Annotated in this window: 21 protein-coding genes; 5 read left to right on the top strand and 16 right to left on the bottom strand. The window is 47.5% G+C overall.

The window, feature by feature from the left end:
- Positions 1-175 precede the first annotated feature (175 nt).
- Together R6242_RS04490 and R6242_RS04485 are read left to right on the top strand one after the other, a co-directional pair.
- On the top strand, positions 176-1357 hold the full coding sequence (locus R6242_RS04490) for an O-succinylhomoserine sulfhydrylase (protein ID WP_318424298.1): 1182 nt from the start codon (positions 176-178) through the stop codon (positions 1355-1357).
- 141 nt (positions 1358-1498) lie between these two features.
- Complete coding sequence (locus tag R6242_RS04485; protein WP_318424295.1) at positions 1499-2098, top strand: LysE family translocator; 600 nt, start codon at positions 1499-1501, stop codon at positions 2096-2098.
- 192 nt (positions 2099-2290) lie between these two features.
- On the opposite strand, the gene R6242_RS04480 is transcribed toward R6242_RS04485, so the two are convergent.
- The 5 genes from R6242_RS04480 to R6242_RS04460 form a co-directional block, all read right to left on the bottom strand.
- Positions 2291-3103, bottom strand: coding sequence for a crotonase/enoyl-CoA hydratase family protein (locus R6242_RS04480; RefSeq protein WP_318424291.1), 813 nt, complete (start codon positions 3101-3103; stop codon positions 2291-2293).
- Positions 3104-3175: 72 nt separating this feature from the next.
- Entirely contained in the window at positions 3176-3673 is a 498-nt protein-coding gene (locus R6242_RS04475) for a DUF4442 domain-containing protein (RefSeq protein WP_318424287.1), read from the bottom strand.
- Between the two features lie 147 nt (positions 3674-3820).
- The gene (locus R6242_RS04470; protein ID WP_318424284.1) at positions 3821-4621 is read right to left on the bottom strand and encodes a helix-turn-helix transcriptional regulator; all 801 of its coding nucleotides are present in this window, start codon (positions 4619-4621) and stop codon (positions 3821-3823) included.
- Positions 4622-4910: 289 nt separating this feature from the next.
- A complete protein-coding gene (locus R6242_RS04465; RefSeq protein ID WP_318424282.1) occupies positions 4911-5438 on the bottom strand; it encodes a YbhB/YbcL family Raf kinase inhibitor-like protein in 528 nt (175 codons plus the stop codon).
- A 165-nt stretch (positions 5439-5603) separates the two neighbouring features.
- Complete coding sequence (locus R6242_RS04460) at positions 5604-6521, bottom strand: LysR family transcriptional regulator ArgP (RefSeq protein WP_318424280.1); 918 nt, start codon at positions 6519-6521, stop codon at positions 5604-5606.
- A 138-nt stretch (positions 6522-6659) separates the two neighbouring features.
- On the opposite strand from R6242_RS04460, the gene R6242_RS04455 reads away from it, so the two are divergent.
- Positions 6660-7157 carry a GNAT family N-acetyltransferase gene (locus R6242_RS04455; protein ID WP_318424277.1) on the top strand — a complete coding sequence of 166 codons (498 nt, stop codon included), beginning with the start codon at positions 6660-6662 and terminating at the stop codon, positions 7155-7157.
- A 32-nt stretch (positions 7158-7189) separates the two neighbouring features.
- Here the strand turns inward: R6242_RS04455 and R6242_RS04450 are convergent, their stop codons facing one another.
- Complete coding sequence (locus R6242_RS04450; protein WP_318424574.1) at positions 7190-7627, bottom strand: FMN-dependent NADH-azoreductase; 438 nt, start codon at positions 7625-7627, stop codon at positions 7190-7192.
- Between the two features lie 246 nt (positions 7628-7873).
- Here R6242_RS04450 and R6242_RS04445 point away from each other — a divergent pair, with 246 nt between their 5' ends.
- On the top strand, positions 7874-8317 hold the full coding sequence (locus R6242_RS04445) for a GNAT family N-acetyltransferase (RefSeq protein ID WP_318424274.1): 444 nt from the start codon (positions 7874-7876) through the stop codon (positions 8315-8317).
- A gap of 66 nt (positions 8318-8383) precedes the next feature.
- Here the strand turns inward: R6242_RS04445 and R6242_RS04440 are convergent, their stop codons facing one another.
- The 4 genes from R6242_RS04440 to R6242_RS04425 all read right to left on the bottom strand — a co-directional run bounded on the left by R6242_RS04440 (position 8384) and on the right by R6242_RS04425 (position 10889).
- Positions 8384-8578 (bottom strand): hypothetical protein, encoded by a 195-nt coding sequence (locus tag R6242_RS04440; protein ID WP_293932338.1) that lies wholly within the window; start codon positions 8576-8578, stop codon positions 8384-8386.
- Between the two features lie 261 nt (positions 8579-8839).
- The gene (locus R6242_RS04435; RefSeq protein WP_318424271.1) at positions 8840-9850 is read right to left on the bottom strand and encodes a nucleoid-associated protein; all 1011 of its coding nucleotides are present in this window, start codon (positions 9848-9850) and stop codon (positions 8840-8842) included.
- Positions 9851-9885: 35 nt separating this feature from the next.
- A complete protein-coding gene (locus R6242_RS04430; protein ID WP_318424267.1) occupies positions 9886-10425 on the bottom strand; it encodes a flavodoxin domain-containing protein in 540 nt (179 codons plus the stop codon).
- Between the two features lie 44 nt (positions 10426-10469).
- Positions 10470-10889, bottom strand: a complete 420-nt coding sequence (locus R6242_RS04425) for a YkgJ family cysteine cluster protein (RefSeq protein WP_293932344.1) — start codon at positions 10887-10889, stop codon at positions 10470-10472.
- 568 nt (positions 10890-11457) lie between these two features.
- Here R6242_RS04425 and R6242_RS04420 point away from each other — a divergent pair.
- The gene (locus tag R6242_RS04420; RefSeq protein ID WP_293932346.1) at positions 11458-11727 is read left to right on the top strand and encodes a hypothetical protein; all 270 of its coding nucleotides are present in this window, start codon (positions 11458-11460) and stop codon (positions 11725-11727) included.
- 78 nt (positions 11728-11805) lie between these two features.
- On the opposite strand, the gene R6242_RS04415 is transcribed toward R6242_RS04420, so the two are convergent.
- The 6 genes from R6242_RS04415 to R6242_RS04390 all read right to left on the bottom strand — a co-directional run bounded on the left by R6242_RS04415 (position 11806) and on the right by R6242_RS04390 (position 17986).
- On the bottom strand, positions 11806-13017 hold the full coding sequence (locus tag R6242_RS04415) for a hypothetical protein (protein ID WP_318424262.1): 1212 nt from the start codon (positions 13015-13017) through the stop codon (positions 11806-11808).
- Positions 13017-13787 (bottom strand): hypothetical protein, encoded by a 771-nt coding sequence (locus R6242_RS04410; RefSeq protein WP_318424258.1) that lies wholly within the window; start codon positions 13785-13787, stop codon positions 13017-13019. The genes R6242_RS04415 and R6242_RS04410 overlap by 1 nt, the downstream gene beginning before the upstream one ends.
- Before the next feature lie 8 nt (positions 13788-13795).
- A complete protein-coding gene (locus R6242_RS04405; RefSeq protein ID WP_318424255.1) occupies positions 13796-14338 on the bottom strand; it encodes a hypothetical protein in 543 nt (180 codons plus the stop codon).
- Positions 14335-14622: a DnaJ domain-containing protein gene (locus R6242_RS04400; RefSeq protein ID WP_293936866.1), complete on the bottom strand. Its 288-nt coding sequence runs from the start codon at positions 14620-14622 to the stop codon at positions 14335-14337. Before R6242_RS04400 ends, R6242_RS04405 begins: the two co-directional genes overlap by 4 nt.
- 588 nt (positions 14623-15210) lie before the next feature.
- A complete protein-coding gene (gene ettA, locus R6242_RS04395; RefSeq protein WP_318424251.1) occupies positions 15211-16881 on the bottom strand; it encodes an energy-dependent translational throttle protein EttA in 1671 nt (556 codons plus the stop codon).
- Positions 16882-17443: 562 nt separating this feature from the next.
- A complete protein-coding gene (locus tag R6242_RS04390; protein ID WP_318424248.1) occupies positions 17444-17986 on the bottom strand; it encodes an NUDIX hydrolase in 543 nt (180 codons plus the stop codon).
- Between the last annotated feature and the right edge of the window lie 281 nt (positions 17987-18267).

The raw sequence follows: 18267 nt of genomic DNA, 5'->3' as shown, positions 1-18267 counted from the left end.
CTGAAATAAACCGTGTAGGGTGGGCGCGCCGTTGTTCCCACGCGGCATATTAAGTGTGGGCACAAAAACGTGCCCATCCTAAGATATTCCTAGGGAAAATATTTCGAGCTGAATCCTTCGCCTTACACGATTTAAGCCCCTATTGATGTTGACCGTGAGTGAGTAGAGTTAAGCCATGAATGAAGAAGAATTCGCAGCCTTACATCCCGATACTTTAGCCGTGCGCGCTGGTACCAGCCGTAGCCAGTTTGGCGAGCACTCAGATGCCATGTACCTTACCTCCAGCTTTGTGGTGGGCAGCGCCGAAGAAGCCTCGCTTAAATTTACCGGCCAAATTCCTGGGTTTATTTACTCTCGCTTTACCAATCCCACCGTCAGCGCTTTTGAAGAAAGACTCGCCGCCTTAGAAGGGGCCGAGCGTGCCGTGGCCACGGCATCGGGCATGAGCGCCATCTTGTCGCTATTTATGGCGCATTTAAAATATGGCGATCATGTGGTGGCCTCGGCCAGCCTGTTTGGCTCCACCATCCAGCTGCTTAATGTGTACCTCAGTAAGTTTGGTGTGGGCGTGACTTATGTTTCGGCGACAGATACCGCCGAATGGGCGGATGCTTGCCAGCCCAATACCAAACTGTTTTTCTTAGAAACACCATCCAACCCGCTGACTGAAATCAGTGACATTCGCACCATTGCCGACATCGCCCATGCGCACGATGCCCTGCTGGTGGTGGATAACTGCTTTTGCACCCCCATCTTACAAAAGCCCTTAGCGCTAGGTGCGGATTTGGTGGTGCATTCGGCGACTAAATTTATTGACGGCCAAGGCCGCGTGTTGGGCGGGGCAGTGGTTGGCTCTTCTGCCTTGATTGAGCCGGTGTATCTATTCCTACGCACCGCTGGCCCTAGTCTGTCGGCCTTTAATGCATGGGTCTTACTCAAGGGCCTAGAAACCCTGCCTATCCGCATGCGCGCCCATTCAGAAACCGCTTTAAAGTTAGCCACCTACCTAGAAGCGCATCCTGCTATCGAGCAAGTCTACTACCCCGGCCTGCCTTCGCACCCTCAACATAAGCTGGCGATGACCCAGCAAAACGCCGGTGGTGGTATGGTGTCTTTTGTGGTGAAAGGTGGCCGCGAGCAAGCGTGGAAAATCGTCGACGCCGTGCAACTGATCAGCCGCACCGCCAACCTAGGCGACACCCGCAGCACCATCACCCACCCCGCCAGCACCACCCACGCCCGCATCACCCCAGCAGCGCGAGAAGCCGCAGGGATTACGGAAGGGCTGATCCGTATTTCGGTGGGGTTGGAATATATTGATGATTTAATTGCCGATTTGCAGCAGGGATTGGCTTAACATTTAGCAAAAAAGCCCAGCTTCAAAGCTGGGCTTTTTTTAATTACGCCAGCTGTTTTGCATAAATCACCGCGATCTGTTGCTTGTTTCTCAGAATTTTAATCATTAATCTGTATTGATTCATTTCTGAGGGAGAGCGCCATGATTCCATTTGAAGTCTGGGCTTTGATATTAGGTTTTTCTGTACCGATGATTATCAGCCCAGGGCCGGGGAATACGATTCTTGCTGCTGCGGGTGGGCATTTTGGGGTGCGGGGCTCCATGCCTTTTTTATTGGGCTTTGAAGCGGGTGATTTATTTTGGTGCCTTGTTTATGGTTTTGGGCTAAGTCAGGTGTTTGTGGCTTATCCGGCGTTGCGTGAGTTATTAAAATGGGGAGGGATTATTTTTACCCTCTATTTGGCTTATGGATTTTTTCAATTTTCATCACTTAAAGAGAAAAAAGATTTGCCACGGTTGAATGCTTGGGATGGTTTTTTATCGGTGTCTTTAAATCCTAAAATTCATTCCATGATTCTGGTATTGTTTTCTCAATTTTTAAATCCTAGTTTGGTTTTATTTAATCAGGTGATGCAAATATCAATGGTTTTTGTTTTGATTAGCGTGCTTTGCCATTTGTTATGGATATATAGCGGGCAGTTATTGTTTAGCCAGCTTAAAAGCCAGCAGGCGATGCGGGTGCAGGGTTATCTCTTTGGCGGTTGCCTGATTTTGGTGGCGATTTTTATGGGGTTTGTTTAGATATAGATGGCATTGGCTTGCCGCCTATGCTCGATGCTTAGGATGAGACTGAAAATAAATCCCTAACGGGTTTCTTTATTAAAATCGTCATTCCCGAGTGTTGCTGTCGGGAATCCAGTGGCTCTGCTGGATCCCCGATAAATACACTCGGGGATGACGGGCATGTTAATTTGTAAAATTAATAGCAAGTCCTTAATCCAAAAACTGTGCCGCCCGCCCGCTCATTTGGGCGGTGATGGCTTCTTTGATGTCGGCAGAGAGCAGCATGCCGCCGTTCCAAGTAGCCACGTATTCCAAACCATCGCTGATGCTATGGTCGCGGCTGTAGTTCAGCACTTGCTTGCTGCCGCGCACGGCCAGCGGTGATTGTGCGGCGATGACGCTGGCGGTGCGCATGGCCGCGGCAAGGCATTCCTCTGGGCTGGCTAATACTTTGTTTACTAGGCGCACATTCAGCGCATCATTGGCGGGCATGTCCATTGCGGTGAAAGTCATTTCGCGCGCGGTGCCTTCGCCTACCACGCGGCCTAAACGTTGTAAGCTGCCTACGTCGGCCACCAAGCCCATCGCCACTTCGCGCACGCTAAAGCTGGCGTCTGTGCTGGCGTATCTAAAATCAGCCGCTAATACCAAATCTAAGCCGCCGCCCACACATGCGCCATGAATCGCGGCAATCACTGGCTTGCGGCAGTGCTCTAGGCTGCTGACGCAGGATTGTAGGTTTAAAATTAAGGCGCGGATGGTTTCGCGATTGCGTGCTTCGCATTCACTGCTTAGGCTGGTTTGGATTTCGGCCAGCATCATCAAATCAATCCCTGCACAGAAATTACGCCCAGCACCATTCAGTACCACGGCGCGCACTTCTGCCGTTTGATCACACCATTGCAAGGCTGCTTTAATCTCTTGCCACATCAGGGCATTGAGCGAGTTGGCTTTTTTAGGGCGATTAAGCGTGACAAGGGCGATGGCGTTGCTGACATTCACTTCAATCGTTTCGTATTGCATGGGGCATCCTTGGTGAGTAGAAGCTTGCAAAGTCATATGGATTGGATAATTGATTGGATGGCTAAAATAGGCTTAATCGCGCTTTTTGGGTAGCCAAGCCCAGACCATTTCGCACTGAATAGGCGCTTCGCCAGATTCATCGCTGATCTCTACATTCACCGCGAAATTACCTTTGTCGCTACTGTGTAATAGCTCGATTTGGTCCTTGCTTAAGGTGGCCACAGCACGCATATCGCCCTGTGAGCGCTTTTGGTAATCCACATGCATGGATTTAAGCAGCAGCAGTTTATCGTCCGGCACATTCATACCCATCACAAAGCCGGTGCTGGTTTCGGCCAGCAGCGCCATCGCCGCAGCGTGCACGCCCTTGATATGGTTTTGTACTTTACGACGGTTTTTAATGGAGACCACCAGCCGCTCCGCGCTGACTTCTTCAAATTGCACCGAGGCCGTGGATAAAAAAGGCACGATGCGGCCAAATAGTTTGGTGAGGATAAAGCTGCGTAAGCCTTGCGGTAGGCTGGCAGTTTTGGCCGCGATACGGCTCATTTTGTTCAGTGGGCGGGACATTGTTTCTTGCCTTATCTTGCTGGAATATAAGACAAAATAGCAAGATATGGCTCCTTGCGTGACCGGAGTATCCCGCCTTTACAAACGATCGTTTTAATGTTGTGCATTGTCGCAGGGCTTACGGGAGTGTTTTAAACGTAATAAGTTTTACATCACGCTTGCTCTTAGTTGCAAGGGCTTGATTCCAAAGTGCAGATGAAAGCGGCTACTAAAGCGGGAAGCGGAGGCAAAGCCGCATTGCCTTGCTATTTGCCCAATGGGCTGCTTACTTGTTTGAATCATGCCTAATGCGGTATTTAACCTGACTTGCTCAAGTATTTTCCGAAATGAGCTGCCTTCCTGACCAAGCTGGCGGCGTAGCGTGGATGCACCCATTTGTAAATGCTGTGCCATCTCTTTCACGGTCCATTCTTTACCCGGCTGAAATAAAACCTGTTGCTGGACTCGTGTGACAACAGGTGAGCTACGATCCACAAACAGTGCGCCGCCCAAGCCTGCTAGCACCAGCCCTAGTAACAAGCCAATGGCGCGATGCTCTAGCAGCTCTATCATCTCGCCACGCTGGCTTGCTGTAAAAAGCTCATCCCATAGCTGGGCAATAATGGGGCTGAGCTTGGCGCACAGCTTAGGCTCTATGGTTTGCAGGCCGTGTACAGCCTTGGGATAGGCGCTGCGGCATGTTTGCATGATCTTTGAATCGAGTTGCAGTACCTCGCACACATAGCCATGTGCATCTGGCTGATTAGATAAGCTCATTTCTAGCCCTGCGGGCACAATGATGATATCCCCGCTACGGGCAATCTGCGTTTGCTCGTTGAGGTAAATATGCTTGGCACCATGGCGTACCCGCATCAGGGTAAATTGCAGAAAGCACACTTGTCGTAAGGACTGCGTGGCTTTGGCTTGAATCACACACTGCTGAATACTGCGGCTTATAAGCTGGCTCATTCAGGCTCCTGTTGGATTGATTGAGGATTATTGTAATCACCTTCCTGATTGTGGGACGGAAGCAAGCTCATCCTATTAACGTCGCTTTTGTCTTAGGATGAATCAGATTTTCGTAGGGTGTACAACGACGTAGTCGTTGCGCACCGAAAGCGGTGCGCAAGAAAAACGACTTGCACACCCTATGCAAAACCAGATTTGCTCCTATTTTTTGTCTTAAGTTGATAGGGTCAGGGTGATAGCGCGTGGGTTTCACCCGCCTTACAAGTACAAACTGCTCTATTTCGGGCGTTTATTTCTTTCGCTGATATGTGGCGATCAGTTGAGCTGTGCCTAGCTTGTGTTGGTTGAGCATATAGCCCACTAATGCACCGCTGGCTTGGGCATCGAGGGGTAGTTGTTCAACATCTAAAGCCCAGATGGTATGAATATAACGGTGAGCGGGGTCTCCGGCTGGTGGGCATGCGCCACCAAAGCCTGCTGTGCCATAGTCGGTGCGTGTTTCTAATGCGCCCTTAGGGACGCTGCCAGTGGCCACAGATGTTGTGCTTGCTGGGATATTAACCACATTCCAGTGCCACCAACCGCTACCTGTGGGGGCGTCTGGATCAAATATGGTGATTGCAAAGCTTTTGGTTCCGGCTGGCGCATTTTGCCATTGTAATTGGGGGGAAAGGTTGGCTCCGCTGCAGCCAAAGCCGTTAAATTCTTGCTTGGCCGACATTGGCGTGTCGGCCTTGATATCTGAACTGCGAACACTAAAATCTGCGGCAAAAATTGTTTGGCTCATTAGTAAGGCGGTTAATAGCATGGCTTTCATCGTGTGGCTCCTTGTAGAGCCATCATCATATTAAATCTTATCGGCTTATTTTATCCTTAAACGCTCTATTTTTAGTTTGTTTCGCTCTGATAGTGCTTTTTTCGAATAAAAGTATTTTTAAACGCCAGTTTTATTTTGGTGTAGGTGGCCTACTTTGCATCGTGCTTACAATGCATTTAAATGCAGCGAAGCCTCTTGCGATGGCAGTACGCGCCTGCCAAAAGCGAGCACGGCATCGCTGATGCGTTTGGCTTCTTGCGTTTGTTTCTGCCAATGGTGCCAAAACAAGGGGATATAAATTCGCTCGGATTGGGCTAACTCAATAATTTTTCCGCTGGCAATCGCATGCTTGGCTTGGGCGTAAGGGATGGCGGCGTAGGCCAGCCCAAAGCAAACTGCATCAAATAGAGCGTGGCTTTCTGGGATCTGATGGCAGGGGAAGTGATCATCCAAGATGCCATAACGCTCGCCTAGCCAGCGCCGGTGTAATGAATCCCTATTGCCAAACACCGCCGTTGGTGCGTGCATTAGGGCAGTTTGGGTAAAGCCTTGGGAAAAATAGCGCTCGGCAAATGTCGGTGTGGCCACAAACACATAGGGCATGCTGCCAAGGCTTTGTACTGCGCAGCCAGCCACGGCGCTGGATTGCGTGCTGATGCAGCCCGCCACATCGCCCGCGCGCAGCAAATCCAGCGTGTAGCCCTCATCATCAATCACGCATTCCAGCAATAAACGCTCACTTTCTAAGAGCGGGGCAAGCGCATCTAATAAACCAACGGCCAAGCTATCGGCATTCACGCCAAGGCGCACGCTTTGCCAATCTTGCTCTTTAAAATCAATTTGCTCGGCCAGCGCAGCTTCTAGCTGGCGTACTTGCCGAAAATGCACAATCAGCATCTCACCGGCGCGGGTAGCGTGTACGGGGCTTTCGCGCACCACCAATACTTTGCCTAGCTTTTCTTCTAGCGATTTAATCCGCTGTGAAACCGCCGATTGCGTCAGGAAAAGCCGCTTAGCTGCGCGCTCAAAACTACTTTCCTTTACCACCATTTCCAGCGCTTCTAGTAATTTGTAGTCAAGCATCAGTTTGGCTTATGCAACATAAGAATTGCTTGTTTTACCACAAATCAAGCTTGTGTTTGAATGCTTATTATCAAATACAGCATGACATCGAATTAAATGATTGCCTCGCCGAACGCTACGATTTATCTGGATAAAAAAATGAATACCTTATTAAACGATGGAAGCACATTGACTATTCGCCAAGCTAATCTAGATGATCTGCATGAAATCTGGCGTTTATGGGGGGCATGGGCTTTATTTGATGAGTATCGCCAGCACTTTAATCAAGCTACAGATTTAGAAGCAGGGCATCAATTTTTAATTGAACGCCTAAAAAGCGGTGATTCGGTATTATTTACCGCGTGTGAAGGCACTAAAACGGTGGGCTTTGCCCAGCTATATTGGAATATCTCTTCACTGCGCATGCAAAAAACGTTATTGCTGAATGATTTATATGTAACTAAAGAATCACGGCATCGAGGCGTAGGCCGTGCGCTGATTAAAGCCACCGAAGATTTCGCCGCTACCCATAGTGTGGGCTATATGGAAATGGAATCCGCCGCTAGCGAAAAAGACGCCTTATCCTTATATAAAAACGCAGGCTGGCAACCTAGCCGTGATTATGTGGTTTATGAGCGTAAATTGCTGGCCGCTTGATGGGCATGCAATTGAGCGATTAATCGTTGCCCTTAACTATTTAAAAGCGATAAATCGCGGGCAATCTGCCCCACGGCTTGTTCCGCCTGTTGAATAGAGTGAGTGAGTCGATGATCTACAAATTCATCGTATTCAATGGCCGAGCCAAAAACGTGGCTAATGCCAATATAGGCAAAGGCTGTGCAAATGGATGGCTCAACGTGATTGCTTGCAGCCATGCGCTCACCTTGGTTGTAACCATAATCGCCGCGAGCGGACAGAATAACCAAGCGCTTGTGCTGCTCTGCTAGTAGCGGCCAGTAAGGCTCATTCGGGCGCTGGCGATCAAAGCCGAAAGTTTTATCTACCCGTACGATATTGTCGATATACGCCTTGAACGGCGCAGGAGGCCCAAAGTTGTACATGGGCACGCCTGCAACAATCACATCCGCCTCGAGTAATTCATCAATTAATTGATCGCTTTCTGCCAGAGGTCAGCCCCACGTGGCAGCTTATTTGTTATGAGTTTGCCGCGCACGAAAATATTGAGCTGATTACGTCTCTTGCTCAAACAAAGGCTTATATCCCTTCATGTCGATAACCTCAGGGAAACGACAAAAAATGAGTAAGAGACATAATCAGGAATATATATTTAAAAATTAGTAATGTAGGGCGAGGGGTTTAACTGCGAGTATGCTTGCTATGTAAATAAGCGGAAAACATCATGAGGTGATTAAATGAAAATAAAGTTAGCAGATATTTTGGAGGTGGCAGAGGTTGCAGTGTTGTTTGATCAGTATCGCGTGTTTTATGGTAAAGAAAGTGATCTGAATGCTGCAATACTATTTTTATCAGATAGATTGATTAATCAGCAGTCGATATTGCTTATTGCCTGTGATGAATCGGGGATGCTATTGGGGTTTGCTCAACTTTATCCAACTTTTTCTTCTGTATCAATGCGCAAAAAATATATCTTAAATGATCTTTTTGTGAGGCCAGATGCAAGAAAACTTGGCGTAGGTGGGGCTTTGTTGGATCAGGCTAAGGTATTTGCTAAGGCCTCGAGTGCAGTGGCGCTGACACTTTCCACTGCCAAAACTAATTTTGCGGCGCAAGGTTTGTATAAAGCAAATGCTTGGAAGCAGGATGAAGATTTTTTGAATTTTGATTTCATGCTGTAATTGTGTTTTATCAAAGAAAAAAAGCCACGGTGATTAAATCGTGGCTTTTTTGTATGTGGGGCCTTGCTATTTAATATCTTCTAAATAATCTAATGCTTTATCTGCTTTGGCGGCGGCGCGATCTGCCAGCTCATTCCTTATTTGACGCCTCGCTTCAAATTGTTGCCGATGAAGCCCCATCACGACGATTTCCATATTGCGCTGAGATTGTTCCAGCTGACGTCGCTGGCGAGGGGTTTTGAACGTAGAAGGCAGAGTCATGGGAATACCTTTTTTGAGGGTTACCGTTTGATCACTGGGGCCCCTGATGGGGAGCCGGTCACATCGCCTAGCATCGCTGTTATAGATTACAGTTTAAAGATATTACGCCAATTTTTTTGTGTATGTAATATTACATTTTGCCTATGACTTGGCCAGCTTGAGAGGTCAGGCCTCTTTAATAAAGTGGTCTGGTGTTTACTCAGGCTGGCCTAGCTAGTTTAGTTGAATTTTATTGCAATGCAATATGAGCCGTGTTCTTGTTTATGATTTGGTTTCAGCTAAGAGTTCTTTACGCATTTCTTCTGGGATATTGGATAGCACTAAGGTATCGTTTTCTGGGTTGTAGTGTACCGCACCCGAGCGCAGGCTGCTGCGATCAAACTCTAGCTTCCAATGAGGGGCCTTGGTTTTAAAGGTTCGCAGCGGTTTAATGGCGCGCCGATCTGGCACAAAACCATCGCTGATTTCAACCGCTTGATTATCTAAAACACTTTGTAATTGCTGCGGTGCATCAGGCCAAGCTTGTTCGGCAACTTGGGCCACTGTGACTGGGCAACTGGCATTGCCTAGCTCGTCTAGGTATTGATGGGCACGCTCAAATAGCTGATCGCGCTCTGTGGCAGCAAGCTGTTGTTCTTCTGCAAATTGGCTAAGGCCTTGCACCAATTTTTGCGTTTCTTTCAACGCCACCACAACATCATTACAGCCTAAGAATGATTTGAAGTAGTGGGCGATATCGCCACGGCCACGCAAAAAGCTGATATAGCGCTCGGTGCCATTTTGCCAAGCTTGTAGATCAATCTTGCCCGCCACTTTTAAATTGGCGGTGTCTAGATAAAGACTGTCGGCAATGTCTAAATCATTGGTGAGCATGGTGCCCATCACTTCAGACAAAATGGTGAAGAGTAAATAATCGCTGCCATCAGCCTTGACCCGTGCAATCAGCACATAGCCGCCGCTGGCCAATGGCTCTTGCTCTAGCCGCGTTTGCAGGTGTTGCATCATTTGGCACGATAGCGTGTAAAAATCGACGCTAGCATCGTTTAAATGGCGGCGAATCATGGCTTGAACTGGAAAGCTGGCTTCGTCAGTCTCGAAACTACCAAATCCTTTGCCCATGCGCTGTATATAGAGCTGGCTGAGCTGATCAACCAGCCTTTGCGCTGCAGGTGTTGGGCTGATTTCCTTGCTACTTAAACGCAGACTAACGGGGCCGTGCGCTTCTTTATTGATTTGGTGACTAATTAGGTTGGCAATGGTGTTGCTGCTCATGGTGGTTCTCTGTGATGGCTTTGGGGCGCAGTTTACTATTCATCGGGAGTTGGGAGGCAAAGATGCGCAGTGATTTTTTGTGCGAACACGGCTAGCTGTTGCCAATCGGTGTATTCCACACTACAGCGACCATCGCTGGGGCCGCCGCTTAAATACATAATAAAGCGGATCATTTGCTTATCTAGCCAGCTATAGCGTGGGTAATCGAGTTTGCCTGCTAAGGCAATCGTTGCGAATGGCGTTAAATTAAATTGTGAAATAAGCTTGCTTAAATAGCGGTTGGGCTCGCCATTATCCTTGCGTGCGCTGAGGCTGACCGAGGCAATCGCTAATGGAATATGCTGAATTTGGCAGGGGGCGCTACGTAAAAACGTGGCTACTTCAGGCAGGTGCCGTCCATAGCGTACTGCCGCAACCATAATGATGGCGCTGCAATGATCGTACTGGCTAGGTGCTTGTTTTATATTGCATAGCTCCACCGCCAGAGCGTGGTGAGAAAGATAAAGTGCAAGCGTTCGAGCGATCCGCTCTGCTTGACCATCATAGCTGGCATAGAGGATAAGGGCTGGTTTCATCCCCTCAGTTTAAAACGTCTGTGGGGATGCGCGTTGAGCTGGGTCTAACTACCAATCAATAAGCTGGCCGCTCGGCTGCGATAAGCGCAATAGCCTGGGCGTGGGCCAATCCGTGGATGGTTGCGACAGGTGTTTGGTCGGTTTTCATAAATAGTGCAGAGCCGCGTTTTTAAATCTAAATAACGGCAATCGCCATTGGCTTTGCGCTTGAGCGTGTAAATGCTGTTTTTAAAATTAAAGTGATCGATAATGCCTGCTTTAGTCAAGCGCTTGGCGATTTGCTTGGGCGGCTCGCCTTCGGCTTCAAAGGCATCAACCAGATTCATGCGGACTAAATCGCTTAGCTTTACTTCTACCGGCATGGTGCAACAGGAAGATTGGCAGTTTTGGCATAAATCATCCCGAAATTTAATCCAAGTGGCGGGGTTTTCGGGGTGAGCGTGATAAATCAAAGGGTTTGTCATAAGTGTCTATTTGGCATGCTACTGGCGATCGGGGGCGTATTTTGCCTGTTTTTTCTATTCATGGGCTTATTAACTGACTTAATGCCAGATGATCGTGATTTATCCTGAAAAAGAGGCCAAATTAAGCGCTGATGTTACACATAAAGACTATTTATCTACGAAAAACACTGAATGCACGAAAAAAACGCATTAAACATGAATAATCTCTCTTTAATTCATGATGTGTAAAATAAATTTATTGTTAACTATTTGATTTTAAATGAAATTATTATAATTAATCAAAGAGTGATGGTCATGCGGCTTCTGTGTGTGCTTTGTGTTTTTTAGTGGGCGGCGTATTTTTTTATCATGCTGCGTCACATTAGTTAAGCCAATAAATGCAGGCTCTTTTTGTATTTTTACTTTTGTGTCTTGCTTCGATCGCAAAAACACCGCATCCTTCGCACTTGGTTTTTTTAGTCTTGGCGCTTGTTCGGTGTTTGAACTGGCTACTGGATGGGTTACGGTTATACTTAAGTGCTTAAAAGAATGATCACAAGTGATAGCTGTAGAATGAAAGAGGGTGCGTATGTTAAGTAAATTTCAGTTGTATAAACTAGACGGGTTTAAATCCGACGAACAAAATCGAAAAGAACGGACTCCGGGACGTTTTGGTCAGGAAGCGGCAAAAGTAATGGATAAACGCGAACAACGTAAATTAGATCAAGCGGCAGGTTTAGTGCCTTTTGCAGTAAAGCTGAATGGCGATCTAATTAAAGAATTGCATGCCACAGCAGAAAAACGCCAAATAACTTTAGCCGAGCTAGTCGCTGAATTGCTACAAAAAGGCTTGGTATAAGCTTAGCAATGCTCTGAGTGGTTTTTTAGAGTAGATAAATAAAAAGGGGAAGCCAAGGCTTCCCCTTTTTATTTGCATTTACGCGCGGCCTTTCCATTTTGCATTGCAGCGCTGCTGCAAATATCGGAGTGCGCGCTCCATGTAAAGATCTGGATATTGAGGGTCTTTATTGGCAAGGGCGGCTTCGGCTTCGGCTTTTAAATCATTTTGCCAAAAATCATTGATTTCCTCTCGTTGGCTCATCGGTACATTGTTATCAATAAATTGCGTGATGGCTGAAGCATTAAAGCCATGGTCGCGAACATATTGCGTAATGGCGATGGCTTCCCGTTTAAGCATGGCGGCTTTAAAGGGCAGCTCGCAAGCACTAAATAGCAATAGCGTGGCTAGCGTTTCTGAATCTGAATCTAGCCCAGTGAGCCGCTGCCAATTATCTGCAATCCCTTGGTCATATAGGCTGATTTCATTATGCCCACCACGTAAATAATAAGATTCAACGTGCTGATTGCCAGTTTTAATTTTTGGCAATTCATTTTGAATAAACACATTCATCTCGACTTGGGCGCTGGTTTGAATAGTTGCTGGGGCGGCTTTAAAAAAAGCGGCTAAATGCTCAGCATTGAGCGTGCTTGTTTTCTTTTTCGCTATTTTAATATAGCGATCATAGTCGGCACGGCGCAGTGGTTTTTCATCATTGCCCATGGCGTAAAGCATCAGCATGCTGCTTAGAATGAGCGATTCCGCATCGCAAATATCGTCGCTGGCGAGCTTTAATTTCTTTGCTAGCCAAAAGCCTAAATCAATCTTGCTTTGCAATAGCTGGCCTTCGCGTAAATCGGCTTGATATTGTGGCCAAGAAATACGCTCTTGCGAGCTCATGATGTTTAAATAAGACTGCTGTTCATCAAGCGATATACCACCTGATTTAATCAGTAGGGTGTTTTGTGCCAGCCCCGCAATATTGCGCAGTAAATCAGCGCCTTTTTTAGAGTGGGATAGCAGGGTGTTATTTTGCAATGATTGCGCGGCGATATGGATATCACCCTTAGATAGATCTTCCAAATAAAGGCTGATTAAATTGACGGTACGAATAAGCGCGAGTTCTAAATCTGGGCGTAAATAGGCTGTGCCAAAGTAATTGGCGATTTGCACGATGCCCTTGGCTAAATCAGCTTGGATTATTGTGCAACGCTCAGGTGTAATAAAGCCTTGGGCTACGCCGTAGCTCAAAGCTTTATCAAAAAAACGCCGCTGATCAAAAGTGGATATTACTGTGGAAGCGGCTCCCATTAAATTGCAGACTCTTCAATATCGTCGCTGCTACTATTGCAAATGGCTTGTAATAGCTTATCCAGTGCATCTGGGTTGATCTCAGTTTTTTGTGCTGCGCGTTGACAGGCTGCCAGCATCCGGCTTTGTACTTCATCAATAAGATGATCGAAGGCATCCGGAACTTCGTGAAATAAAATCCACAAAGTTTCTTTCCAATCATTATCCGCAAGTTCGGTGCGGGAATAGCCCCAGTCAACCTTATCCATGATGTTTTCGCTGGAGTAGAAAACCTCAAAAAATGCGCTGATTTCTTCCGGATCAAGGATATTTTCGTCGTCTAAAAACGGTAAGGGCGTGGTCTCTAAGTAGGCGCGCAGAATAAAATTGAGCGCAACTTCATAATGCCCTTCAAAATAATCCGCCAGAATGCCCGCGCCGCCTTTTTGCTCAAAAATGGCGGTCAGATAATCCGGTGCGGTATCGGCGTGTTTGTAGATAACCGCATTCATCATGCCGCGCAGCTTGTCTTTATTGCGCTCGCCATAGAGCTTATCTAATACTACCGCCCGGGCAAATTGCTCGGGAGAGACAACTAGGCTGAGCACTGTTTCTTTGGCAGAGTCGTACTCGCGCAAGATGGCCAGTAAATCCTTAGGGGCAACATCTTCTAAAATGACGGACAGGGCATGATCGCCGTGTTCGTCAGCAATGTCAGATAGCGCTTTTTCTGCGCCGCTAATATCGCCGACTAGAATCAGCTTTGAGGCATTGATAATTGCTGGATGCATGATCGTCCTTAATTAGCGTCTATGGTTTCAAAGCCTTGCTCGGCTAGCCAGTTGGAGCCAGATTCGCCTAAATCATCGCTGTCTTGCTCATCATTATCATCGCCTTCATCGTTGTGCTCGTCCGGCTCTGCTGCTGTATTTTTAGCGGGGCTATGTGAGCTGTGAAGACGGTGAAATTCGAGTGCCGCGCTGCTTACTAAAAACACATCGCCGCCGTCGGCTTCAATTGCCGCATCTACCAAGGGCTGGGCCCAATCGGCAATGCTTAGATTGTCTTTAATCTCGTCCCAAACCATAAAATCATCGTCATCAGGCTCGCTACGCATCAGGGTGCGCATCATTTGCGGTGCCTGAAAGCTAAATGCATTGTAAAAAGCCACCGCTACCATTTCGGGGCTAAATTCAATCATGGCCAGCAGTGCTTCAAATTGCTTGCGCTTCTCGTCTAGGCGTTTTTTGATGGCAGAGCGGCCTTCAGAATCGGTCATTAAATCGTCAAGCTCTGCGCTATACGCCGATGTTAATTCTTCAAAATAAGGGGAAAAACTCAATTTAATATGCCTTGTATATAGAGCGCCGAAATTTCTTGGGCAATTTCGAGAGGATTATCAATCAAGCTGCGCTGCCGGTAATTATCGTAAGCTTTGCGGCGGGTAGCATCACTTAAAATCTCATAGGCTGCTTGGATCTCACGAAAGCGCGCTGGCGCAGCTGGGTCAGGATTTTTATCTGGGTGAAATTTTGCCGCGTTTTTGCGGTAAGCAGATTTAATTAGATCGATACTGGCATTGGGGGACACGCCGAGCTTTGCATAATGATCGCTGTTTAAAGACACTGCTTTATCCTTGGTTAAGGTGATCGGTATGCCAAGCAAAAAGCCCACATCTTGAATGCGGGCTTTTAAATATCTTGTTTTTGATGGTTTGGGGCGGGGGAGGTGCCCCTACACAATGCTGCACTTTGCTAGCGCCCACACCAAATAACCCTCAATTGTATGAATTAAGTAAAAAATAGTCAATGGTGCATGGTATGAGCGGTAGGATTAAGCCTAGGCTTGGATAGCAGGGAACCTCGAAAAGCCCATCTTTCGTCATAATACTGCGTTGCGTTTTAAAAAAAATCTCCTTACATATCAAACATATGCAGCGTCGGTTTTTTTAAAATGCACCTTGTCGTATTTAGAAATATAGGTTTTTCGAGGCCCCCAGCAGTCGCCATAAAAAAAACGGGAAGATAAGCTCTTCCCGTTTGATATAAGTAGTGAATAACAAGTTTCCATGCATTTTAGGCGGGCTAAAAAAGCGTCATCCCCGCGCGTTTTGTCGGGTATCCAGCCGCGTAGCTGGATTCCTGCTTACACGGGAATGACGATGCTGATTTCCGTAATACACGATAACTTATTAACGCTAATGACGAGCGTAGATTAGCGACTAATAGGCTTGTAGCGAATACGTTTTGGTTTTGCGCCTTCTTCACCGAGGCGTTTTTTCTTGTCGGCTTCGTATTCTTGATAGTTGCCGTCAAAGAATTGCCATTTAGAATCGCCTTCACACGCTAAAATGTGCGTAGCGATACGATCCAAGAACCAGCGATCGTGCGAGATCACCATCACGCAACCGGCAAATTCTAAAAGCGCATCTTCAAGCGCACGCAGGGTTTCGATATCCAGATCATTAGACGGCTCATCCAATAGCAAGACATTGCCGCCCGAAATCAGCGTTTTAGCCAAGTGTAAGCGGCCACGCTCGCCACCCGATAATTGGCTGACAATTTTGGCTTGATCCGCGCCTTTAAAGTTAAAGCGGCCAATGTAAGCACGGCTGGATGTTTCGTAGCGGCCAACGGTCAGAATATCGTGGCCGCCAGAAATCACATCAAATACCGATTTATTGCCATCGCCTAAGGAATCACGGTTTTGGTCAACATAGGCCATTTTGGTGGTGGTGCCGATTTTTACCGTGCCGCTATCCGGTTGCTCTACGCCTGCAAGCATCTTAAACAATGTGGATTTACCCGCGCCGTTTGGCCCGATAATCCCCACAATTGCACCAGGTGGTACGCGGAAGCTTAAATCATCGATCAGTAAGCGATCGCCAAAGGCTTTGCTGACGTTTTCGAATTCCACCACTTCATTACCCAAGCGCTCTGCCACAGGAATAAAGATTTCCTGTGTTTCATTTTGCTTTTGATAATCTTGGCTATTGAGCTCTTCAAAGCGGGCAATCCGTGATTTGGATTTAGCTTGACGCGCCTTAGGATTTTGGCGAACCCATTCTAATTCTTTCTTAATGGTTTTTTGGCGTGCAGATTCTTGGTTTTCTTCAGTTTTTAAGCGCGCTTGTTTTTGATCTAGCCAACTAGAGTAATTGCCTTTCCAAGGAATACCGTGGCCACGATCTAGCTCTAAAATCCACTCGGCGGCGTTATCTAGGAAGTAGCGATCGTGGGTAACGGCCACCACAGTACCTGGGAAGCGGCACAGGAATTGCTCTAGCCAATCCACGGATTCTGCATCCAAGTGATTGGTTGGCTCGTCCAGCAGCAGCATATCAGGCTTGGAAAGCAATAGCTTACACAGCGCCACGCGGCGCTTTTCACCACCCGATAGATTGCCAATAATGGCATCCCAAGGCGGCAGGCGCAGCGCATCGGCGGCAATTTCTAATTGCAGCTCGGCATTGTCGCCAGAGCTGGCCGAAATAATCGCTTCTAAGCGCGCTTGTTCGGTCGCGAGCGCATCAAAATCTGCATCTTCTTCGCCGTAGGCCACGTAAACGGCTTCTAGCTTGGCTTGCGCTTCAAACACTTCGCCAAGGCCAGATTCCACTTCTTCACGCACGGTTTTAAGTGGGTCAAGCTGTGGCTCTTGCGGCAGATAGCCGATATTCAAGCCCGGCATTGGGGTGGCTTCGCCAATGATATCTTTATCAATACCGGCCATAATTTTAAGCACGGTTGATTTACCCGAGCCATTCAGGCCTAAAACACCAATCTTGGCGCCAGGGAAAAAGCTTAATGAGATATCTTTTAAAATTTGACGCTTCGGCGGAACAATTTTGCCGACGCGATTCATGCTGAAAACATATTGAGCCATTTGTTTTCCTTAAATTAAGGGAGTGAATTGTTTGCGGGCAGCGATGGGTTTTCTGCCAATGGGCATAAGCATAACATTCATGCCCAATAAACACTGCTGAATAGTGGCAGTTTAGTGCGTAAGAGAAGCTGTCCTCAATGGTGCACTGGATGGCACCGGTACTTGCCTGAAAGAAGACGACTACTCGTCGAGGGCTAGTGAGACATGTTCGTCGCCTAATGCCAAACACAGCAGCTGGCCTACGCTGCAATTGGATAAAAAGCCGTACATTCCTGCCAGCCTGCTTGAATGCCATGCTAGGCGTATTGCCACTGCACAAAAAATAATGCCCTGTCTTTGGTGGCAAACCACAAAACTAAATAATGAATCCATGGAAACGGAGCAAGCGAATTAAAAGCATATTAATTAATAAATAGTGTAAACAGAAAACTGCAAAACAGAATAAGAATACCTGCACACAGCAACACAAACCGCCGCCACAGCGCGGCAACTAAAAAAACAAAACAATTAGCGGGGGGGCTAACGTTTGACATGAGGGGTTAGCCCTCATGCTGCTCGGATTTCAAAGGAGGCCCTTGAGGCGAAGGAGGCCAAATGCGGCAACCGTCGAGGCGTCCTTGACTGCTCCTACTTGGATCATTTGTTCCAATTCTGCGATCGTGAATCGCTTGGCGATCAATCCATGCTCCTCTACATCCAATTTGGGGGCACCATACTCGAGCTCCGAAGCGAAGAAGACGTCATAGCCTTGCGTCGAGAAGCCATATGCAAGGAAGAGGTGGCCCGCATGGATCATCGAGCGAGCGACAATTCCTGTTTCCTCTTTCAACTCTGCTTTGGCCAGGAGAAGAGGATCCAGCGTGACCTGCTCCCAAGAGCCTTGAGGCATCTCCCAGAAACGACCTTGCACCGGGTACCTGTATTGTTGGACGAGGCAGATGTGCCCGTCGTCGACTGCTGCGATGACCGCAAAGTCTGGCTTCTCCACCACGCCGTAGATGCCCGCGCTTCCATCCGCTCGAACGATCTCGTCCTCGCGCACAATCATCCACTTGTTTTGATAGGTGATGCGCGTATTACTCTGCGTGATCTCTTCATCGGCCATGTGGCTGCTCCTTGGGGGCTAACGTTGGAAATCAGCCGCGCCGTTAGGCGTCGGCTTGAATGAAGTGTTAGGCTGCATAGCCAATGCTCGATCGACAATTTCCTCATCGGTAATTGGATCGAGATATTCCACAATTAAGGCCATAAGTCGCAATGCATTTGTAGATACCGTCTTGCCGGTCAAGCATTTTGATACTCAGCTTGATATTTTTTTTGTGTTTTCAGGACGCCGAAGCACAGGTGAACCAATTTGCGCATGCAAGCACCAAGCGCCGACATTTT

It is taken from the genome of Iodobacter sp. CM08, assembly GCF_033446605.1.
Lineage (GTDB): Bacteria > Pseudomonadota > Gammaproteobacteria > Burkholderiales > Chitinibacteraceae > Iodobacter.
The sequence above is the reverse complement of the archived record's forward strand: the minus strand, read 5'-3'. Positions and strand labels throughout refer to the sequence as shown.

Excerpts from the sequence above, each read along its gene's own strand:
- R6242_RS04490 (WP_318424298.1), top strand. The coding sequence starts at position 176 with ATGAATGAAGAAGAATTCGCAGCCTTACATCCCGATACTTTAGCCGTG.
- R6242_RS04485 (WP_318424295.1), top strand. The coding sequence starts at position 1,499 with ATGATTCCATTTGAAGTCTGGGCTTTGATATTAGGTTTTTCTGTACCG.
- R6242_RS04480 (WP_318424291.1), bottom strand. The coding sequence starts at position 3,103 with ATGCAATACGAAACGATTGAAGTGAATGTCAGCAACGCCATCGCCCTT.
- R6242_RS04475 (WP_318424287.1), bottom strand. The coding sequence starts at position 3,673 with ATGTCCCGCCCACTGAACAAAATGAGCCGTATCGCGGCCAAAACTGCC.
- R6242_RS04470 (WP_318424284.1), bottom strand. The coding sequence starts at position 4,621 with ATGAGCCAGCTTATAAGCCGCAGTATTCAGCAGTGTGTGATTCAAGCC.
- R6242_RS04465 (WP_318424282.1), bottom strand. The coding sequence starts at position 5,438 with ATGAAAGCCATGCTATTAACCGCCTTACTAATGAGCCAAACAATTTTT.
- R6242_RS04460 (WP_318424280.1), bottom strand. The coding sequence starts at position 6,521 with ATGCTTGACTACAAATTACTAGAAGCGCTGGAAATGGTGGTAAAGGAA.
- R6242_RS04455 (WP_318424277.1), top strand. The coding sequence starts at position 6,660 with ATGAATACCTTATTAAACGATGGAAGCACATTGACTATTCGCCAAGCT.
- R6242_RS04445 (WP_318424274.1), top strand. The coding sequence starts at position 7,874 with ATGAAAATAAAGTTAGCAGATATTTTGGAGGTGGCAGAGGTTGCAGTG.
- R6242_RS04440 (WP_293932338.1), bottom strand. The coding sequence starts at position 8,578 with ATGACTCTGCCTTCTACGTTCAAAACCCCTCGCCAGCGACGTCAGCTG.
- R6242_RS04435 (WP_318424271.1), bottom strand. The coding sequence starts at position 9,850 with ATGAGCAGCAACACCATTGCCAACCTAATTAGTCACCAAATCAATAAA.
- R6242_RS04430 (WP_318424267.1), bottom strand. The coding sequence starts at position 10,425 with ATGAAACCAGCCCTTATCCTCTATGCCAGCTATGATGGTCAAGCAGAG.
- R6242_RS04425 (WP_293932344.1), bottom strand. The coding sequence starts at position 10,889 with ATGACAAACCCTTTGATTTATCACGCTCACCCCGAAAACCCCGCCACT.
- R6242_RS04420 (WP_293932346.1), top strand. The coding sequence starts at position 11,458 with ATGTTAAGTAAATTTCAGTTGTATAAACTAGACGGGTTTAAATCCGAC.
- R6242_RS04415 (WP_318424262.1), bottom strand. The coding sequence starts at position 13,017 with ATGGGAGCCGCTTCCACAGTAATATCCACTTTTGATCAGCGGCGTTTT.
- R6242_RS04410 (WP_318424258.1), bottom strand. The coding sequence starts at position 13,787 with ATGCATCCAGCAATTATCAATGCCTCAAAGCTGATTCTAGTCGGCGAT.
- ettA (WP_318424251.1), bottom strand. The coding sequence starts at position 16,881 with ATGGCTCAATATGTTTTCAGCATGAATCGCGTCGGCAAAATTGTTCCG.
- R6242_RS04390 (WP_318424248.1), bottom strand. The coding sequence starts at position 17,986 with ATGGCCGATGAAGAGATCACGCAGAGTAATACGCGCATCACCTATCAA.